Here is a 16,953-nt window from a genome sequence, read left to right on the forward strand (position 1 = left end):
AATGGAGGGAAAATGTATGAATACCAACCGCAATCGCACCTATGCTTATATTGCAGCTGTCCTTTATGCAGCCATCATCGGATTATCTTTTCTTTTTGTTAAAATGACCGTCACTATCGCTCATCCTATAGATGTGCTTGCCCATCGCTTCGCTCTATCCCTTATTGTGGTTAGCATTCCCGTTCTATTCGGCTGGATCAAGATCCATCTGAGTCTGGCTGATCTGTGGCGAATCATTCCGCTGGGGCTGCTCTCACCCGTACTTTTTTTCGCCTTTCAAGCCTTTGGACTCGTGACCTCCAACTCTTCAGAAGGTGGGATTATTCAAGCGATGGTGCCTGTGTTCACTCTCATCCTGGCTTCGATCTTCTTGAAGGAGCACACAACTCTGATGCAAAAAATGTCCCTGCTCCTTTCGGTAGCTGGCGTAGTCTTTATCTTTGCGATGAAAGGCAGTGGCATATCGATGAGTAATATGAAAGGAATTGTATTGCTACTGCTCTCAGCGCTCAGTTTCGCAGGTTATGGTGTACTGGCAAGGCCCCTTACCCGCAAATATAAACCACTCGAACTGACTTGGGTCACCCTGATGGTAGGCTGTGTGGTGTTTAACGCTGCGTCATTCATACGTCACGCAGCCACCGGATCTTTGGTTGAATACATTCAACCGCTCGGAGATATGTCTTACCTCGGTGCCCTTGCTTATCTGGCCATCTTATCAACCATGGTGTCTACCCTGCTATCCAGTTATGCACTGACACATCTGGAAGCTTCCCGCATGAGTGTCTTCACTAACTTCTCCACCCTCATCTCTATTGCAGGGGGCGCCTTGATTCTGAACGAGCCCGTATATGGCTATCACTATATTGGTGCTCTGCTGATCATTATTGGAGTACTCGGCACCAACATCAGCGGTCGCAAACACGGGCTGGTCAGTCATCCTAAAGCATGATACAATGTATAAAATTGTAAACGGATGTTATCAACGATGATGAAGAGAAGTACGTATGTTAAGATACTCCAGAGAGCTGGCGGATGGTGAAAGCCAGTGTGTCTGACATATGGAAATGGGCTTCGGAGTTCCGAGTTGAACAGATTCTTAACCGGGTTGATGCAGAGAAAAGAATCTCAGTAGGCAAGGCGGCAGGTTCTGCCGTTATCCATGGACAGGATATCGATCTAGATCGTGTATATTCTCACTCAGGTCAGTCTGAGTGTGTTTACTACATGTCAGCATATGTGGGTTCACATATGCCATCCGTATCCCGATAAGTGAGCCGCACACCAGCGGCTAATGAAGGTGGCACCGCGAGCATGGCCTCGTCCTTCTGTTCTATTTCCACAGGAAATTGGAACGGAGGACGAGGCTATTTTATTTTCATACGATTCTGGTAACAGAGTGTCCGCTTCATTCAACTTTATTCTAATACATAATATACGCAATCTTGCAGGCTGAAAGGAGGTGATGGTCGTGGAAGATGGCTGGTGGCAACAGCTGAAGATCAGGAACAACGACATCAATAAAATCCATATTCAAAGGAGAATGAACCATGAATACAAACCAAGAACTGATTTTGACCGGAGATCGAACAACTGGACAGCTTCATCTCGGCCATTACGTTGGCAGCCTGCGCAGCCGGGTGGAATTACAAGAAACGTACAAAACGTATATTTTGCTCGCAGATGTCCAGGCACTGACAACTCATTATGATCAGCCTGAACTGATTGCAAACAGTGTGCATCAAGTGACACTGGACTATCTCGCCGTAGGTATAGATCCAAACAAGACGACCCTCTTCATCCAGTCTATGATTCCCGAGATTGCAGAGCTGACTGTTATCTTTTCTATGTTTGTCACGGTGAACACGTTACGGCACAATCCAACAATCAAAACCGAAGCACGAGATCGGGGTTACACAGACCTCTATTATGGCTTTTTAGGGTATCCAGTGAGTCAAGCTGCTGACATAGCTTTCTGTAAAGCCACTCTTGTTCCCGCAGGTGAAGACCAAATTCCTCATGTGGAGACGGCCCGCAAGCTGGTTCGGCGGTTCAATGAGCTGTACGCTCCTGTTTTTCCGGAACCTCGGATATTAACAGGAGAACGTTTGGGAGGTTTAGACGGCATAGGGAAGATGAGCAAAAGTATGGGCAACGCCATCTCGTTAAATGCCACTCCGGACGATGTAAAAGCAAAGCTGACCAAGGCGAAAACCGATCCCTCACGCATCCATCGCTCCGACCCGGGTCACCCCGATATTTGCCCTGTGTATGCTTATCACCAGTTGTTTCGACCAATCTATGCAGACGACATTCACGCTTCATGCAGTCAGGGGAAGATTGGCTGTACCGATTGCAAACAGCTTGCTGGTGGGGCCATCAACGAGCTGCTTGCGCCTTTTCGGGAACGGCGTAACTATTATGAACAGCGTGAGAATGAAGTTAAGGAGATGCTAATCGAGGGCACACGTCAAGCCAGAAACACCGCAAAAGAAACGATGCTTGAGGTCCGCGAGTCGATGGGCATTCGGTATTTCGACCTCTGATGATTCACGAATGAGATCATATCACGTTGCGAGAATTTGGTATAAGAAGAGATTGTAAATATAGCTCCCGTCACTCCCACTTGTATGAACCTTCCTAAACACGTTAACACTGCTGAGGATACTCTAACCTGTAAAGGAGTTCCTCAGCATGAAGCGTTCACAACCTTCGTTCTTGCAAGCCATGATGTTGATCATGTTATCTGTAGGCCTTATCAGTCATGTATTAATTATCCCTGCTCTTCTGAGTGCAGCCAAAAGGGATTCGTGGATCGCCGTACTTGTATCGAGCGGACCGCTGCTCCTCTTTGTATGTATGCTTGCCTTTGTGTCCCGCTTTTTGCAACATCAGAATCTGCATGATTGGCTGACGTCCTATCTGGGCAAACCTGTAGGCTTGCTGCTACGGGCTGGGAACAGTCTCTTTTTTCTATGTGCAATCTACTTCACGTTACGTGACACGACCACTTGGGCCAAAACCAACTATCTGACCGAGACACCGGTTATTGCCACAACCATCGCATTGATGGCCTTATGTGGTTACGCTGCCTATAAGGGTATGCGCTCTCTGGCCTTTACCGCTGGACTGATTCTGCCCCTCGTTGTGATACTTGGCTTCTACGTGGCCATCGTCAACTCGCAGTACAAAGATTACAGCCGACTACTACCTGTGTTGGAACATGGGTGGTCACCTGTCTTTCATGGCATGGTATACAGTCTCGCAGGCATGTTTGAACTGCTTTTTCTCTGGTACATTCAGCCTCATCTCGTGAAACCTATAAAGTTATGGCAGTATCTGATGCTTGCATTCATCATGGTTGGTTTAACAGCAGGCCCGCTGATTGGAGCTATTGTAGAGTTCGATCCTTACGAAGCAGCCAAAATGAGATACCCTGCCTTTGAGGAATGGCGAATCGCTACGCTCGGCAAATATATCGCGCAAACAGACTTTTTCTCCATCTACCAGTGGCTTGCAGGTTCGTTTACCCGAATCAGTCTAGCCATGTATATTGTGGTAGAGATTTGGAATATTAAGAGGGTCTCCAGAAGGATGATCACATGTGCGTCTTTGACTGTGTTCTTTATTCTATCCATGCTGTATCCTCTGGACGATATCACGTTCACGACGATTCTGGTTCAATACATCTTTCCATTCAATCTTGTGTATCTGAGCGGATTTGCGGTTCTGGCAACTCTAGTTGCCTTCATCCATTCACGCCGTCAGAGGAGGAATCATCACCATGGAGAAACAACCGATTGATACTACATCCTACGAAACCCTTCTTGCCTCCCTGAAAAAAAACTTTGAACCCTGTGCAGATGTGGTCATCCAAACGTTTTCTGCCCAGGATGAGGACGTTCGGTCTGTCATACTGCTCTACTGTGAAGGCCTGGTGGACCAAAAACAAATTAATCAGTTCATCATCCCAAGGCTAGAACAACATACATTGATCAAGGAAGAGTCTTTTCCCAAGGAACTCGGGTTAACCCTGAGGCCCATTGATGACATCTCGGATCTCCAAAATATAAACATACTCCTGTTTAGCGGGCAGTTACTGCTTGTATTTGAAAATGGAGTAGAGGCCTGCAGTCTGGATATTGCTGATATTCCGGGACGTACACCTGAAGAATCGGCTATCGAGACATCCGTGAAAGGACCACGCGACGGTTTCACCGAAGAGCTGTCCACAAACATCGCCTTGGTTCGCAAACGATTAAAAACGTCGACCATGTGTTATGAGAAAATCGTAAAAGGGGATCGGACACAGACAACCATCGGCCTGCTCTATGTCAAAGATATTATTAACCCCGAAATTCTAGAGACCGCACGCAGCAATCTGAATCAGATTAACGTGGACGGCATTATGGGAACTTCCATCATGGAACGGGCAGTCATGGGCGGTGTCCGGAGCATCTTTCCACTCACGGATAATTCCGAACGTCCCGACTATGTCGCAGACTCCTTAATCAACGGACGTTTTGCTGTGATCACAGATGGGTCACCTGTGGCCATCATTGCACCCACAACATTGTTTAATCAGTTAAAGTCACCGGAGGACGAAAATACTCCTTTTTTCATCGTCACTTTTGAACGGATATTACGGATTACCGGGCTGCTCATTGCTTGTTTTTTTCCGGCATTCTACATCGGTCTGACCAGCTTTAATCTGGAACAGATTCCGCTGCCGCTACTCGCGACGATTGCAGGAACTCGGATGGGATTACCCATGCCCGTAACGCTCGAAGCATTTCTAATGATTTTTATGTTTGAATTGTTCAACGAAGCTGGCCGAAGGCTACCACGTGCATTGGGACAGACTGTCAGCGTAGTCGGCGGCTTAATTATCGGGGATGCTGCTATTCGTGCCGGCATTACATCTCCCACTATTATTGTCACTGTAGCGATCTCTGTCATCTCAAGCTACATTCTGGTGAACACGGTCCTTGGAGGAGCCACCTCTCAAGTCCGCATTGGCATGTTAATTGCTGCCTCCGTGTTGGGGTTATTCGGGTTTATGATTGCCCTGTTTGCATTATTGGTTCATCTCGTATCTCTGGAGTGTTACGGTGTATCCTATCTCTCCCCAGTATCACCATACATTCCGGGAGACTTCCCAAAGGCTGTATCGATGCCGCCTTCCATGACCCGTACCAAACGCCCAGCTGTATTGCGTACGCAAGACTCCACCCGGCATAAGGAAAAACCTTAATGAGGTGGGCTTATGTAAGTAGTATGCTTGTGCTTTGTGTCATATTGCTGACGGGATGCTGGGATTCCAAGGAAGTGCAGAGCATTAACTTTATTACTGCCATCGGCATCGATTATAAGGATAATCAATATACAGCGTACGCCCAATTAATCGATTTCTCCAGCATTGCAAAACAAGAAGGGCCAACTTCAAGAGAGGGTAGTAAAATCTGGATTGGACGAGGTACCGGATCCACGTTGAGTATGGCGATTAATGATCTATATGAGACGTCGCAGCAGCAAACACTGTGGACTCATGTGAAAGCAATTGTGTTGTCCAAAAATGCACTAGAAGGACGTCTTGAAGATATTTTTAATACGTTACTGCATTCTGGCCAGCTAAGATATACACCATGGATCTATGCAACAGAACAAGATATGTCCACATTGCTCTCTCCCTCCGCGATTCTGAACCAGTCGGCTCAAACAACTCAATTGTTCGAACCGATGAGACTGTACAGGCAGCATTCCGGGTATGAGCCTATTCGTTTGCATCAACTGCTTGATAGTATGAGAGAACCGGCATCCGTTGTGCTGTTACCTTCCGTCTCCACTAAGAATCAGACGTGGCACAACGGTAAAGAGACCCCACCGCTGATTCGAATGGATGGATTTTACGTCGTGAGCAATGGCAAAAGTCAGGGGAAGGTAACGGGAGCTGAAGCGGACGGCACTCGTTATGTGAGCTATGACCATGTGTACCAATATCCGCTGTATGTCTACGGGAAGCATGGCAGTAAGCCTGACCTAACATTGACTCTTCACAAACCTAAAACACGTATAAAAGCAAAAAAAACGGCTAACGGGATCACCTTTGATCTATTTACTTCGGTAAAAGGTACGATTGCCGAGGAAAATGACTCCAATGATTCTCCCCGTATTAAAGAGCAGGAAGCCAGCAAGCAGATGGAAGCTCAAATTCGTAACACTTTTGCCAAAACTAAAGCACGCGGCATCGACTCATTCGGTCTTGTGGAGCATCTCTACCGTCATCATCCTGATTGGTGGAAAGAAGAGGCTTCTAAGCGAGCCGACCCAATTACACGTTTTCAGCTTGGCAAAGTAGAAGTAAACGTAAAGATTTTGAATGCCAGCACCTATAAATACAATGACTAAGGCAACATAAAAAGACCTGTGCTCTGCATCGAATCTGATGCGAAATACAGGTCTTTTCGCTCGTAACCGTTACTTGTTAGTTTGCAAAACTAATGACACCACCTACGCGTTAAATATAGCTTATGTCAACGGATATCCCATCACACTCATTAATGCCAGTTCGGGCTGGGTTGTGTCCAGACGACTGTACTGAACAATGACAGGTACATTACTCGATACTGTAATTGCATATGGCACGCCAGGAGGAATGGCTTCCTCTCCAGAACGTAAAGATGCGGTGCGGATGTGCTTCGTTCTTCGAGCGGGGACTTCGGCCGAAATCTCTTCAAGAGGATCTCGATCTTCAAAGTAGATCGTAATTTCAAGTGTTGCATCTTCACTGCCTGTGTTCAAAACACAAATGCTCTCGTGACTCTCGAGCGCACCTGAGCTATCCGGAGGGATATAACCATCCGGAATAACCCAGTAGGTATGTCCATGGGCTGTAGATTTTTGCATGCTTGAGTGGTCTGGCATCGGACACTCCTCCTTTATCTCATTACGAAGGTGATGAGGGTTAAACCCCCTCGATGGCTCGCTGGCAGACGCTCAGGGTGCGGATCGGCTTTCGGGCCACTATTGGTCCGGGATTTCTTCTATTCCCCCTCTAGTGGGGAAATCCCGTGCCAAACGCGGACGCTTCGCTCCCTTTTTCCGATTCCGCCCCCCTCGCTGCCTTGCTCGCCCCTTTGGTTTTAAAAGGCATGGCCTTCGCTTCGCTGGGCCACTTTGTTCGTTCGTCGCTTCGCTCAACTCGCGTATTATTTAAAAGCGTTTGTGTGGCTCGCATTTTACCGCAAATACATCTGTAACGGCTGCAAACGCAGCTCGCGGATGGCTTCGGCCACCTGCTGCGCTAATCGGCGTGCACCGCGTTCCTGAAAATGCGTATTATCTTCCACCCCTGTGGGGAAGTTCATATACTCGCCGGGCAGCACCCACATAAAATCGTCTTTGGTGCCTTCCACGCCCGCCGCCTCAAACAGTACCCGGCTACGTTCAGCCAGATCGATTAGTACAACCTCTTCCTCAGCTGCTAGTTCACGGACGGCGGTAATATAATCGCCGTGTGTATCGGTTAAAGTGCCATCTTCCGCAAAATATCGTCGATGTACAGGTGTGATTAGTACCGGGCGAGCTTTAGCCGCGCGTGCGGCATCGATATACTTTTTCAAATACTGCTTATAGGTGGTGAAGGGCTCTGTTCCCCGTTCAGGGTCAGGCTTCTCATCGTTATGTCCAAACTGGATCAATAGAAAGTCATCCGGCTTGATACGCTGCATAATGGCATCCAAACGACCTTCATGAATAAAGCTGCGAGAGCTTCTTCCCGACTGCGCGTGATTATCCACGGCCACATCATGTTTGAACTGCGCAGGCAGTAACTGCCCCCAGCCGCAATATGGATATCCGCTCTCCGGTTGATCGGTTACCGTTGAATCTCCGGCGAGGAAAATGGTCATCGTTTGATTCGCCAGCGTAATCTCCAGAGCATTGATGCGAGGTGCAGGCCCCGAGAAAGTCAAGCGAAGCTGACCGCCCCGAACAACTACCGCAAACCGCATCTCTGCACATTGTCCAGCAACCGTACGGATCGTGGGTAACATAAGGCGACCTTCTCCCGCTTTCACACGGGTAACCGTATCCGCAAGCGGGTCTCCAGCAATCAGAAGCACCTGATACGTTCCATCGGGTACATCCACAACAAACGCCGCCTTGAGCGGGATGCAAAAGCCTGAACGTAAGCGGGCAGACAACGATGCCTGTTCTTGCGGAGCAGGGAATCCTTTTGAAAAATGCGACTCATCATCACGCTCTTCATGTCGCTGCTTTTCATAAACCAGTGAACCTGTTTCGAATCCATATCCTCTACGCTCGTCATATATCATTGTGGACGAAACAGCTGTGTACCCGTCTGCATTCACCGCAATCACATCGCTGCCTTGCCTGCTTACTTTATTCTCTACCCCATCCATACTTCGTTCCGACTTGATCGCTTTGTCTACTGAGGCATCTACGTATGGACCAAAACTAAATTTCCACGAGGTTATTCTTTGTTCTGGATTATTCACGTCCGCTGAGTCCACTGATTAATATCCTCCATGTGTTTTGTTCAATATCGTTCGATGCTTCGTTATCCTTTCAAACCACTCGTACTCATCCCTTGAACAATCTGCTTCTGGAAGATGAAGAATACAGCTACAACCGGGATCAGACTGACAATCGACATCGCAAACATCGCGCCCCAGTTGGAAGCAGATTCACTATCCAGGAACATTTTGAGTGCCATAGAGACGGTGTACTTGTCAGGCGAGTTCAGATACAGCACCGGTCCAAGCAAATCTTCCCATCTCCAGTAAAAGGAGAAGATTGCCGCTGTCGCGAGCGAAGATTTGATCAGTGGCATGATAATCTGGATATAGAGTCTGAATTTGTTACATCCGTCAATCGTGGCTGCTTCGTCAAGCTCTTTCGGAATGGTGCGAATAAACTGTACCATCAGGAAGATAAAAAACGGCATTCCGAAGAAGGTAGGTACAACAATCGGCAAGATTGTGTTAAGCCAGCCCAGCTTGGTAAAGATGATGTACTGCGGAACCAATACCACGTCATGCGGCAGCATCAGCGTAAGCATCATCAGAGAGAACCAGAAGGTACGTCCTTTGAAATTGAGTCTGGCAAATCCAAATGCGATTAGGGACGATGATAACACTGCACCAATGGTAGAGATCACCACAATGATAAGTGAATTGGTAATGTAATGCATGAATGGCCGTCCGGCTGTTCCTTTCCAGCCATCCACATAGTTGGACCAGATCCATTCGGTCGGAAACAAACTCTCTGCGGTTACGAAAATCGTCCGGCTTTCCTTGAACGAGCTGAATAGCATCCACAGTACCGGGTAGAGCATCAGAAGGGCAAGTGCGGCGACGAATAGATGATAAATGGGCCATTTGATATTTTTCCACACCATCATTACTTCCCTCCTTCAGATTCATAGAACACCCAGAGCTTGGATGTGAGGAACACAACCGCTGTAAGCACACCAATCATAATCAACATCACCCATGCCATCGCAGAAGCATAACCCATGTTGTTAAACATAAACGCCTGACGGAACAGATACAGGGAGTACAGCATGGTACCGTCCATCGGACCCCCCTCACCTTTGGAGATGATGTAGGCAGGTACAAAGGTCATAAACGCACCAATCGTCTGCATGATCAGATTGAACAGCACGATTGGACTGAGGAGTGGCAGCGTAATGCTGAAAAACTTACGAACCGGATTCGCACCATCCACACCTGCGGCCTCATACATCTCGGGGGATATATTTTTGAGTCCTGCCAGGAAGATCAGCATGGATGAACCGAACTGCCATACCGACAGGGAGATCAGCATCACAAGCGCGGCATCCGGATCACCAAACCAACTGATTGGCCCAATGCCAATGGCGGTCATTGCACTGTTGATTACCCCTTCATTGCTGAACAGGTTACGCCACATAATGGATACCGCCACGCTTCCGCCGATGATGGAAGGCAGATAGTATAACGTACGATACGTTCCCACCACGCGAGAACCTGTGTTCAGAATCATCGCAACAAAGAGCGCAAATATCAGTCTTAACGGCACTCCGATGAATACATATAAAAACGTAACTTTGACCGAATTCCAGTATTTCGGATCATCAAAAAACATCTTGCTATAGTTGTCGAGCCCAATCCACTTAGGAGAGGTGAACAGGTTATAACTTGTAAACGACATATATAAGGAAACAAACATAGGGATGAGCGTAAATCCGAGAAACCCAATAATAAATGGACTGATAAACGCATATCCCGTCAAGTTTCTGCGCAATGAAGAATACTGCCTCAAGTGGAACGTACCTCCTTCATGGATCTGCCTGCTGCTTATCTTCGTGTTGCAGATGGGACGGGGAAAGGCCCTCGCCTTCTGCGAGCAGCCCCGTTCCCGATCATCCCTGCAAGCGGGACGAGCAAGCCATCATTCCATTGTTATTTATTGTTTGCAAGTACGGCTTCCGCGTTTTTGCGGAACGTCTGTGCTGCCTGTTCGGCCGTAATCTTGCCAAAGTTCAACTCTTCCACCACATCCGCCAGGGAAGAGATCACTTCAGGTGACCCAACCGGAGGTGGAGGGCTCATTGGGGAGGCCTTCGGCTCCATTGAAGCCACAAATTCAAACACCTGTTTCGTAGCGTCACTCAGTTCAGGTGCAATGGCCTCTTTTATTTTTCCGGAAATCGGCACACCGCGTTCCCCTTTGATCAGTTTGTTGGCTTCCACATCATTCACCCAGAAGTCAATGAACTTAGCGGCTTCTTCCTTCACCTTGGAATTGGACGTTACACCCCAGTACATGCTTGGCTGCATATAAAGACCTTTTTCCATATCCGGGCCTGGCATTGGAGCAATAGCCAGTGGACGGTTAGCCACCTGCTGTAGAGCAACGAACTGGTTCGACCATTGCCATACACCGATACCTTTTTCCTTGACCAGATCGGACTCTTCAATAATACCTTTCGTTTGATTAGCCACATCTGGTGAAGGCGCTGCCTTCTGCTCAATCATGCGATGCATTAATCCGAAGAACTCTACAAACAAAGCATCGTCATCATAACCAAGCCCGGTTCCTTCTGGGTTGTAGAGTGATTTGCCTTTGGTACGCAGGAAGTAATGGAAGAAGATATCCGGTGCTACGCCGCCATCCAGATAAAGTCCCTTCTCTGCAGCTTGTTTACCGAGTGCTTCATAGGATTCCCATGTCAGATTTTCCGGCATAGCATCGAGGCCTGCTTTCTTGAGCAATGCTGGATCGTATTGAAAACCAAGAACATTCACACCGGCAGGTACACCGTACTGTTTGCCGTTGATTACACCCGTGCTGATGACATTCTCTGCCACATCGTCCACTTTGATCTGATTACCAAGGTACGGTGCGAGATCTTCAAGCTGTCCGTTCTGGGCATACTGGCTGATGTAGGAAATATCCATCTGAATGATGTCTGGCAGCTGATTGGCTGCGGCTTGCGGTGCAAGCTTTTTCCAGTAGTCATCAAAGGAAGCGTATTCCACATCAATTTTGACGTTCGGGTTTTTCGTTTTATACAGGTCGATGACCTTCTGAGTATATTCATGTCGTGTATCCGAGCCCCACCAGGCAATACGCAAATTCACGGAGCCATCCTTGCTACCGCTCTCTTGCTCGCTGCCTCCGCCTGAGCTGCACGCTGCTGTAAAAACCAGTAACGCAGCCATCATCAGGAATATTGCCTTTTTCACCATGCCAATCTCCCCTTTTTATGCTGATATGGTATTGTGAGCGGGTTATCTTTATCTTGTTAACGATATTCTGATAACGCTTTCACAAACTTGATATTGTCATTTTCGCAAAAGTACGATCCAAGTTGAATACACAAAACCGTCTTCTTGGTTCAAAAAACAGAGGAGGACATCCCTGACGCCCCATGCGCCGGTTGTCCTCCTTTTGAAATGGAGCATGATATGGGTGAATCATTCACAATTTACTCTGTTAGATGCCGAATCTGCGGAATTCAGTAGGTGTCATACCGGTCCATTTTTTGAACACCTGACTGAAATATTGGGAGTTCCCGCCAAACCCGAACAGTTCTGCGAGCTCAAATACCTTCACATCCCCACCTCTGCGGATATGTTCACATGCTCGTTCAATGCGCAACCGATTGACGTAATTCGAGAAATTTTCGCCAGTTACTCTTTTGAATATTTTGCCAAGATAATCGGGATTCATATATAACATCTGATGGGCCACTCCGCTTAATGAAAGATCAGCTTCACCGTAGTGGCAATCCACAATGTCCATCATTTTCTCCACCACTGATGATTGGCGACTGATGTAATTTTTATAATAACCTGTGGTTAACCGGGCAGCACTATCGGCTACAAACGTCTTCAGATCAGACAACGTATCCATATGAGACAGCTCCGCCATCCGCTGTGTGAAATCAGTTGCCTCCTCCGGTGGACAGACCTGAATCATGGCCGAGTATAACTGCACCACGTAAGCACGTGTCACCTCGATATCTAGCTTCTGGATGGCCAACTGCTCGAACAAGCGATGTACCTCAGCAGCAACCTCCTCCGTATTCCCTGATTTGATCAGCTGACACAGCTGATCGGCATCCCGTTCCACATGCACACCATCACATTCGCCTGCCAGCACTACATCTTTCTTCGTAATGAGCTTGCCCTCTCCGATGAAAAAGCGATGATTCAAATATTGCGACACCTCGCCGAACAGTTGCCGAGACTGGGTCATATGATCCGCCTCGCTCAGCGCGGCTGTTAGCTCCAATCTGTACAGACGGGTAAACGCCTGACGAACCGCTTCAATCTGCTCTTGAAGTACATTCACATCGGCTGGATCTGCTAGTACAATCAAGAGTTTACCTTCAATTGTCGTGCTTAACAGCATATCAGGAAGAAGGTCAGCAGCTATATTTTTAATCGCAAATAAATGACTGTAATCATGCTCTTCCACAATCCGAAGCAGTAGTAACCGGACGCAGTTCTGTTGCAGATCCAGATTGAACAGATCCTGATAATACGCCAGATCCACCGGACCATATGTACGATTGGTCATAAACTCCAATAGGAACTGCTCCTTCACATGGGGAAGAACCCGTTGCAAACGCTGCTTGATCTCTCCTGCAACATGTTCTTTCACCTGCGCATCCTGACGCTCCTGTAACAACTCGATCAAGGCATCATGAATCTGATGCTCATTGCAGGGTTTGAGCAGATAATGCTTCACCCCATATTGCATCGCCTTGCGAGCATACTCAAACTCCTTGTAGCCGGATAACATAATAAAACGTACAGCCGGATAAGCCTCCGATGCCTTCTCAATCAGACCCAGTCCATCCAAGCCCGGCATGGAAATATCGGTAATGATAATATCCGGTTGGGCACTTTCTATTTTCCCCAGCGCTTCCACGCCATTTCTCGCCGTATCCACAAGTTCTGTCCCTGCGGCTGCCCAGTCAACAACTTGAGAAATTCCATCCAGTATTACACGTTCATCATCTACGAGCATCACTTTGTACATCGTCATCGTCCTCTCTGATCCAAGGTATGCTGATCGATACTACAGTTCCTGATCCAGGCTTGCTGCTTATGCTCATAATGCCTTCGTCCCCGAAGGTCAGGCGGAGACGTTCCTGAATGTTCGTAAGTCCTATGCCCTGTCCTCTGGTCTGAATCTGCCCTTCCTGCAAACGTTCCATGAATTCAGATGTCATGCCCGGTCCGTTATCTTCGACCTCAATCCGAACGTAATCCCCCTCTGCTCTGGCACGGATTCGAATCTGGCACGGCTCGACACTTGGTTCCAGCGCATAATGGATGGCATTCTCCACCAGCGGCTGTAACGTTAACTTCGGAATTCTGGCTGTTCCTACCTCCGGGGCAATATGCATATCAAAATCAAGTCTTTCCTCAAACCGGGTACGCTGAATCGTCACATAGCTGCGCACAATATCCATCTCTCGCTCCAGTGTAATCCACTTCTCGGACATATTGACCGAACTGCGCAGCAAGAATCCAAGAGCCTCCACCATTTCGGATATTTGATGCTGCTTCTGGACTTTGGCGAGCCAGTTAATGGATTCCAGGGTGTTATACAAAAAATGAGGATTGATCTGCGCCTGAAGCGCTTTCAATTCAGTCTCTCGAATGACGAGCTGCTTCGCATAATTCTCATCAATCAGCTCACGAATTCGCTGTAACATCATCTTGAAGGTTCGATGGAGTAATCCGACTTCATTTTGCGGAGATACGGGAATGTTGCCAAGGGCTGCTTCCTCCAGTTTATCCAGATCTCCTTTTTCAATATTACGCATCTTCTTGATTAATTGAGCAATCGGATGGGTGATACTGCGAGAGAACTTGGCTCCGATCACAAGGGCGACCAGAAAGATCATAATAAAAATAACCATCACCAGCTGTTTGACAAATTGAATCTGTTTGAACATCTGATCAAAAGGCGTGGTATATAAATAATTCCAGTTCGTGTATGACGAATAGGCTCTCGCAACAAAATATTTGCCCTGATCTAGGCTGGCAATCCAGTAAGGTTCCGTTCGCTTCAGTTCTGCTGCAATTTCCGACTTGCTGACGTTGGACTCCGTTGGATAAATAACTTCGGTTCCATCAATGATTAGCAGCTGGGAGTCTTCGGCTGGTTCCTGCATCTGATCCTGTACGATACGATCAAGCCGCACACGGATGATCAGAGTTCCCAGCTTTTCCAGCGTAAATGCCCCGCCTGTGAAAGACTTCACCTGTCTGACCGACAGTAGCCTCGCCTGCTGATCCCCGCTTGCCTGCCATACGTTGGAGCCAGCAAATTGCTCGCCGAGGGCAATCAGTTCATTTTGCTTCGTCGCTGAGATCCCTTCCCGGTTACCCGCCGCCATCACATTGTTATCGTTGTCGATAAAGATCATGGAGTACACGTATTTCTCGGAACCGGCGTAGGCGACAAGACGATTCGTAATCTTTTTCCGAAGACTATTCCGCTCGTATCCTGAGTTCGCCTTCTCCAGTTGCAGCAGATATTGTTGCAGCGGCTCGTCTGACATCACTTTGAAAGACAGATTGGATAACTCACGTAGTTTGTTCTCAATGCCGACCGAAGACATATTCAGCACTTGTGATGACTTCTCATAGATCTGGCGGTCATAAATATTGAGCACGTACTGCATAACAGATACGTAGAAAGCAAAACTGATCAACATCAAGAAGCCAATCAGTAAGATCGTTTTGTGATGAATGGGCAGTGTGGTGAAAGCGTTTTTAAGTTTGTTCAATCGGAGCGCTCCTTTGCTTGGCGAAGGGTTGCTGGTTAGGGAAGATGATACTGATTATGTTGCATCAGTTCAGATACTTGTAAGTTATTTTCATATTTACACATCCATAGTCGAATGACAAGTCATATTTATGCAACATATTGGGTCATCGGAATAGGTATATTTATATATTTCCAACAAAAAAGTGGCGAAGCGGGATCATGTCCTGCTTCGCCACTTCATGATAAATGAAGTCTGAATGCGTTACGGATTAACAAATACCGTTTTGAGCTTCGCGATATACTGCACGTCAAAGCCCAGACCTTCGGCTACCATAGCCACCGGTACATATGTCTTGGCTTCCTTGCCTACTTGGTTGAGGAAGGCCGGGGTATCCACCGCAACGGATGCGCCGTTTACTTTTAGGGTATCCGCTCCGATCTTCACAGCGACTGTGCGGTCACCGTAGGTAATGGTTGCGGTTGACGTTTTGTTGTCCCATACCGTTTTGGCACCCACAGCATTCACGATATCCTGAATCGCGACGAAATTTTTACCGTTACGAATCACTGGTTTATATGGTGTGTTCAGCATCTTACCACTTACGATGATGTTCATCGGTTGCCCCTCATCTGGCGCAGTCAGTTTCGTATAATCGCCCCAGATCGTTTTGGCAAATACTTCAGCGATGGTCGCATATCCGTATTGGTTGGGGTGAAAATCACGGTTCTTGATCATATGTGTCATCGTACCTTCACCGCCAACAAACTCCTTGGCTACGTGAGCTACTTTCACATCTGCCCCTTGAGCAGTGAACTGGTCCGCAACACCGTCAATCGTTTGTGTAAAGCCCTGAGAAGCCTGCATCAGCTTGGCATACAGTTCTTTGCCTGCAACTTCAGGCATCGGCTGATACTGGTCCGCAATCACAATCCGTACAGAAGGATTAATTGCGAGAATATCATTAATAATGGCTGTTGTATTGGTTGTATATGTTGCCAGCAGTTCTTTCACTTTCTCTTGCAGTTCTTGCTCACTCATCTTATCCGCTGTACCAAGAAGCTCCGACACGTCATTGCCCCCAATGGTTATGGTAACCAGGTTAGCCTGTGCGATGCTTTCACGGATCGCAGCCGTGTTTGCTCCGATCTGTCCTGCGCGTGGATCAGGCAGATTCGGCTGAATTTCTTCGGAAGTAAGTGTCTTGCCTTCTTTGATCGCATCCGTGAAATTCTTCAGACCGCTCGTTTGTAATCCTGCGATGCCGAAGTTGTCCACCTGTGTACGTCCATGGAGTAGACCCTGTTCCTGTAACCGCTCCACGTAACCGTAAGGCAAGGTAGTCATTTTCGGCTCATATCCTACGGTAATAGAGTCACCCAGTGTCACTATCCGGAACGCTTTGTTTACCGCGGCTGCATCTTTATTAGCTAATGTGAGGGATGCTTCATTTGAAGCCACAGGTAATGTACTCGTTTGGGCATCCGCAGCATGTGCCGGCAACGCTGATGATGCGAACAGCAGCATCCCGGCCAGCATACTGGCTGTCAGACCTGCGGTAGTGTTTCCCCATATTCGTTTACGCTTCATTCTTGTGAACACTCCTTTAATTGAATCTAGCATTTACACGATTATATCGTACATCATCATTCCCG

At 47.6% G+C, this 16,953-nt stretch carries 13 protein-coding genes and 1 other annotated feature; of the genes, 5 read left to right on the plus strand and 8 right to left on the minus strand.

From position 1 onward, the window contains the following. The first annotated feature begins 16 nt into the window (after nt 1-16). From PQG66_RS23510 to PQG66_RS23530, 5 genes are all read left to right on the plus strand, one after another. On the plus strand, nt 17-952 hold the full coding sequence (locus PQG66_RS23510) for a DMT family transporter (RefSeq protein WP_272040269.1): 936 nt from the start codon (nt 17-19) through the stop codon (nt 950-952). Nucleotides 953-979: 27 nt separating this feature from the next. Continuing rightward, nucleotides 980-1,331 (plus strand) — a binding site (T-box leader). Between the two features lie 219 nt (nt 1,332-1,550). Then, nucleotides 1,551-2,546: a tryptophan--tRNA ligase gene (gene trpS, locus PQG66_RS23515; RefSeq protein ID WP_272040271.1), complete on the plus strand. Its 996-nt coding sequence runs from the start codon at nt 1,551-1,553 to the stop codon at nt 2,544-2,546. A 148-nt stretch (nt 2,547-2,694) separates the two neighbouring features. After that, complete coding sequence (locus tag PQG66_RS23520) at nt 2,695-3,804, plus strand: GerAB/ArcD/ProY family transporter (protein ID WP_272040272.1); 1,110 nt, start codon at nt 2,695-2,697, stop codon at nt 3,802-3,804. Continuing rightward, nucleotides 3,785-5,254 carry a spore germination protein gene (locus PQG66_RS23525; protein WP_272040273.1) on the plus strand — a complete coding sequence of 490 codons (1,470 nt, stop codon included), beginning with the start codon at nt 3,785-3,787 and terminating at the stop codon, nt 5,252-5,254. The genes PQG66_RS23520 and PQG66_RS23525 overlap by 20 nt, the downstream gene beginning before the upstream one ends. Beyond that, nucleotides 5,254-6,408, plus strand: a complete 1,155-nt coding sequence (locus tag PQG66_RS23530; RefSeq protein WP_272040274.1) for a Ger(x)C family spore germination protein — start codon at nt 5,254-5,256, stop codon at nt 6,406-6,408. The genes PQG66_RS23525 and PQG66_RS23530 overlap by 1 nt, the downstream gene beginning before the upstream one ends. 120 nt (nt 6,409-6,528) lie before the next feature. Here PQG66_RS23530 and PQG66_RS23535 read toward each other — a convergent pair whose 3' ends face one another. The 8 genes from PQG66_RS23535 to PQG66_RS23570 all read right to left on the minus strand — a co-directional run bounded on the left by PQG66_RS23535 (nt 6,529) and on the right by PQG66_RS23570 (nt 16,888). Next, nucleotides 6,529-6,924, minus strand: a complete 396-nt coding sequence (locus PQG66_RS23535; protein ID WP_272040275.1) for a sensory rhodopsin transducer — start codon at nt 6,922-6,924, stop codon at nt 6,529-6,531. A gap of 314 nt (nt 6,925-7,238) precedes the next feature. Next, nucleotides 7,239-8,423, minus strand: coding sequence for a rhamnogalacturonan acetylesterase (locus PQG66_RS23540; protein ID WP_272040335.1), 1,185 nt, complete (start codon nt 8,421-8,423; stop codon nt 7,239-7,241). 158 nt (nt 8,424-8,581) lie between these two features. Then, nucleotides 8,582-9,421 (minus strand): carbohydrate ABC transporter permease, encoded by an 840-nt coding sequence (locus PQG66_RS23545; RefSeq protein ID WP_272040336.1) that lies wholly within the window; start codon nt 9,419-9,421, stop codon nt 8,582-8,584. Between the two features lie 2 nt (nt 9,422-9,423). After that, nucleotides 9,424-10,326 (minus strand): carbohydrate ABC transporter permease, encoded by a 903-nt coding sequence (locus PQG66_RS23550; RefSeq protein ID WP_272040276.1) that lies wholly within the window; start codon nt 10,324-10,326, stop codon nt 9,424-9,426. 140 nt (nt 10,327-10,466) lie between these two features. Beyond that, nucleotides 10,467-11,756, minus strand: coding sequence for an ABC transporter substrate-binding protein (locus PQG66_RS23555; RefSeq protein WP_272040277.1), 1,290 nt, complete (start codon nt 11,754-11,756; stop codon nt 10,467-10,469). A gap of 247 nt (nt 11,757-12,003) precedes the next feature. Beyond that, nucleotides 12,004-13,557: a response regulator transcription factor gene (locus tag PQG66_RS23560; protein WP_272040278.1), complete on the minus strand. Its 1,554-nt coding sequence runs from the start codon at nt 13,555-13,557 to the stop codon at nt 12,004-12,006. After that, complete coding sequence (locus PQG66_RS23565; protein ID WP_272040279.1) at nt 13,532-15,319, minus strand: cache domain-containing sensor histidine kinase; 1,788 nt, start codon at nt 15,317-15,319, stop codon at nt 13,532-13,534. Before PQG66_RS23565 ends, PQG66_RS23560 begins: the two co-directional genes overlap by 26 nt. A gap of 243 nt (nt 15,320-15,562) precedes the next feature. Beyond that, on the minus strand, nt 15,563-16,888 hold the full coding sequence (locus PQG66_RS23570) for a stalk domain-containing protein (protein WP_272040280.1): 1,326 nt from the start codon (nt 16,886-16,888) through the stop codon (nt 15,563-15,565). Between the last annotated feature and the right edge of the window lie 65 nt (nt 16,889-16,953).

The organism is Paenibacillus sp. JJ-100, assembly GCF_948329825.1.
Classification (GTDB): Bacteria; Bacillota; Bacilli; order Paenibacillales; family Paenibacillaceae; genus Paenibacillus.

Bases quoted from the DNA above. Each gene is read 5' to 3' on its own strand.
- PQG66_RS23510 (WP_272040269.1), top strand. From the start codon at position 17: ATGAATACCAACCGCAATCGCACCTATGCTTATATTGCAGCTGTCCTT.
- PQG66_RS23570 (WP_272040280.1), bottom strand. From the start codon at position 16,888: ATGAAGCGTAAACGAATATGGGGAAACACTACCGCAGGTCTGACAGCC.
- PQG66_RS23525 (WP_272040273.1), top strand. From the start codon at position 3,785: ATGGAGAAACAACCGATTGATACTACATCCTACGAAACCCTTCTTGCC.
- PQG66_RS23520 (WP_272040272.1), top strand. From the start codon at position 2,695: ATGAAGCGTTCACAACCTTCGTTCTTGCAAGCCATGATGTTGATCATG.
- PQG66_RS23540 (WP_272040335.1), bottom strand. From the start codon at position 8,423: ATGGATGGGGTAGAGAATAAAGTAAGCAGGCAAGGCAGCGATGTGATT.
- trpS (WP_272040271.1), top strand. From the start codon at position 1,551: ATGAATACAAACCAAGAACTGATTTTGACCGGAGATCGAACAACTGGA.
- PQG66_RS23560 (WP_272040278.1), bottom strand. From the start codon at position 13,557: ATGTACAAAGTGATGCTCGTAGATGATGAACGTGTAATACTGGATGGA.
- PQG66_RS23530 (WP_272040274.1), top strand. From the start codon at position 5,254: ATGAGGTGGGCTTATGTAAGTAGTATGCTTGTGCTTTGTGTCATATTG.
- PQG66_RS23545 (WP_272040336.1), bottom strand. From the start codon at position 9,421: ATGGTGTGGAAAAATATCAAATGGCCCATTTATCATCTATTCGTCGCC.
- PQG66_RS23535 (WP_272040275.1), bottom strand. From the start codon at position 6,924: ATGCCAGACCACTCAAGCATGCAAAAATCTACAGCCCATGGACATACC.
- PQG66_RS23555 (WP_272040277.1), bottom strand. From the start codon at position 11,756: ATGGTGAAAAAGGCAATATTCCTGATGATGGCTGCGTTACTGGTTTTT.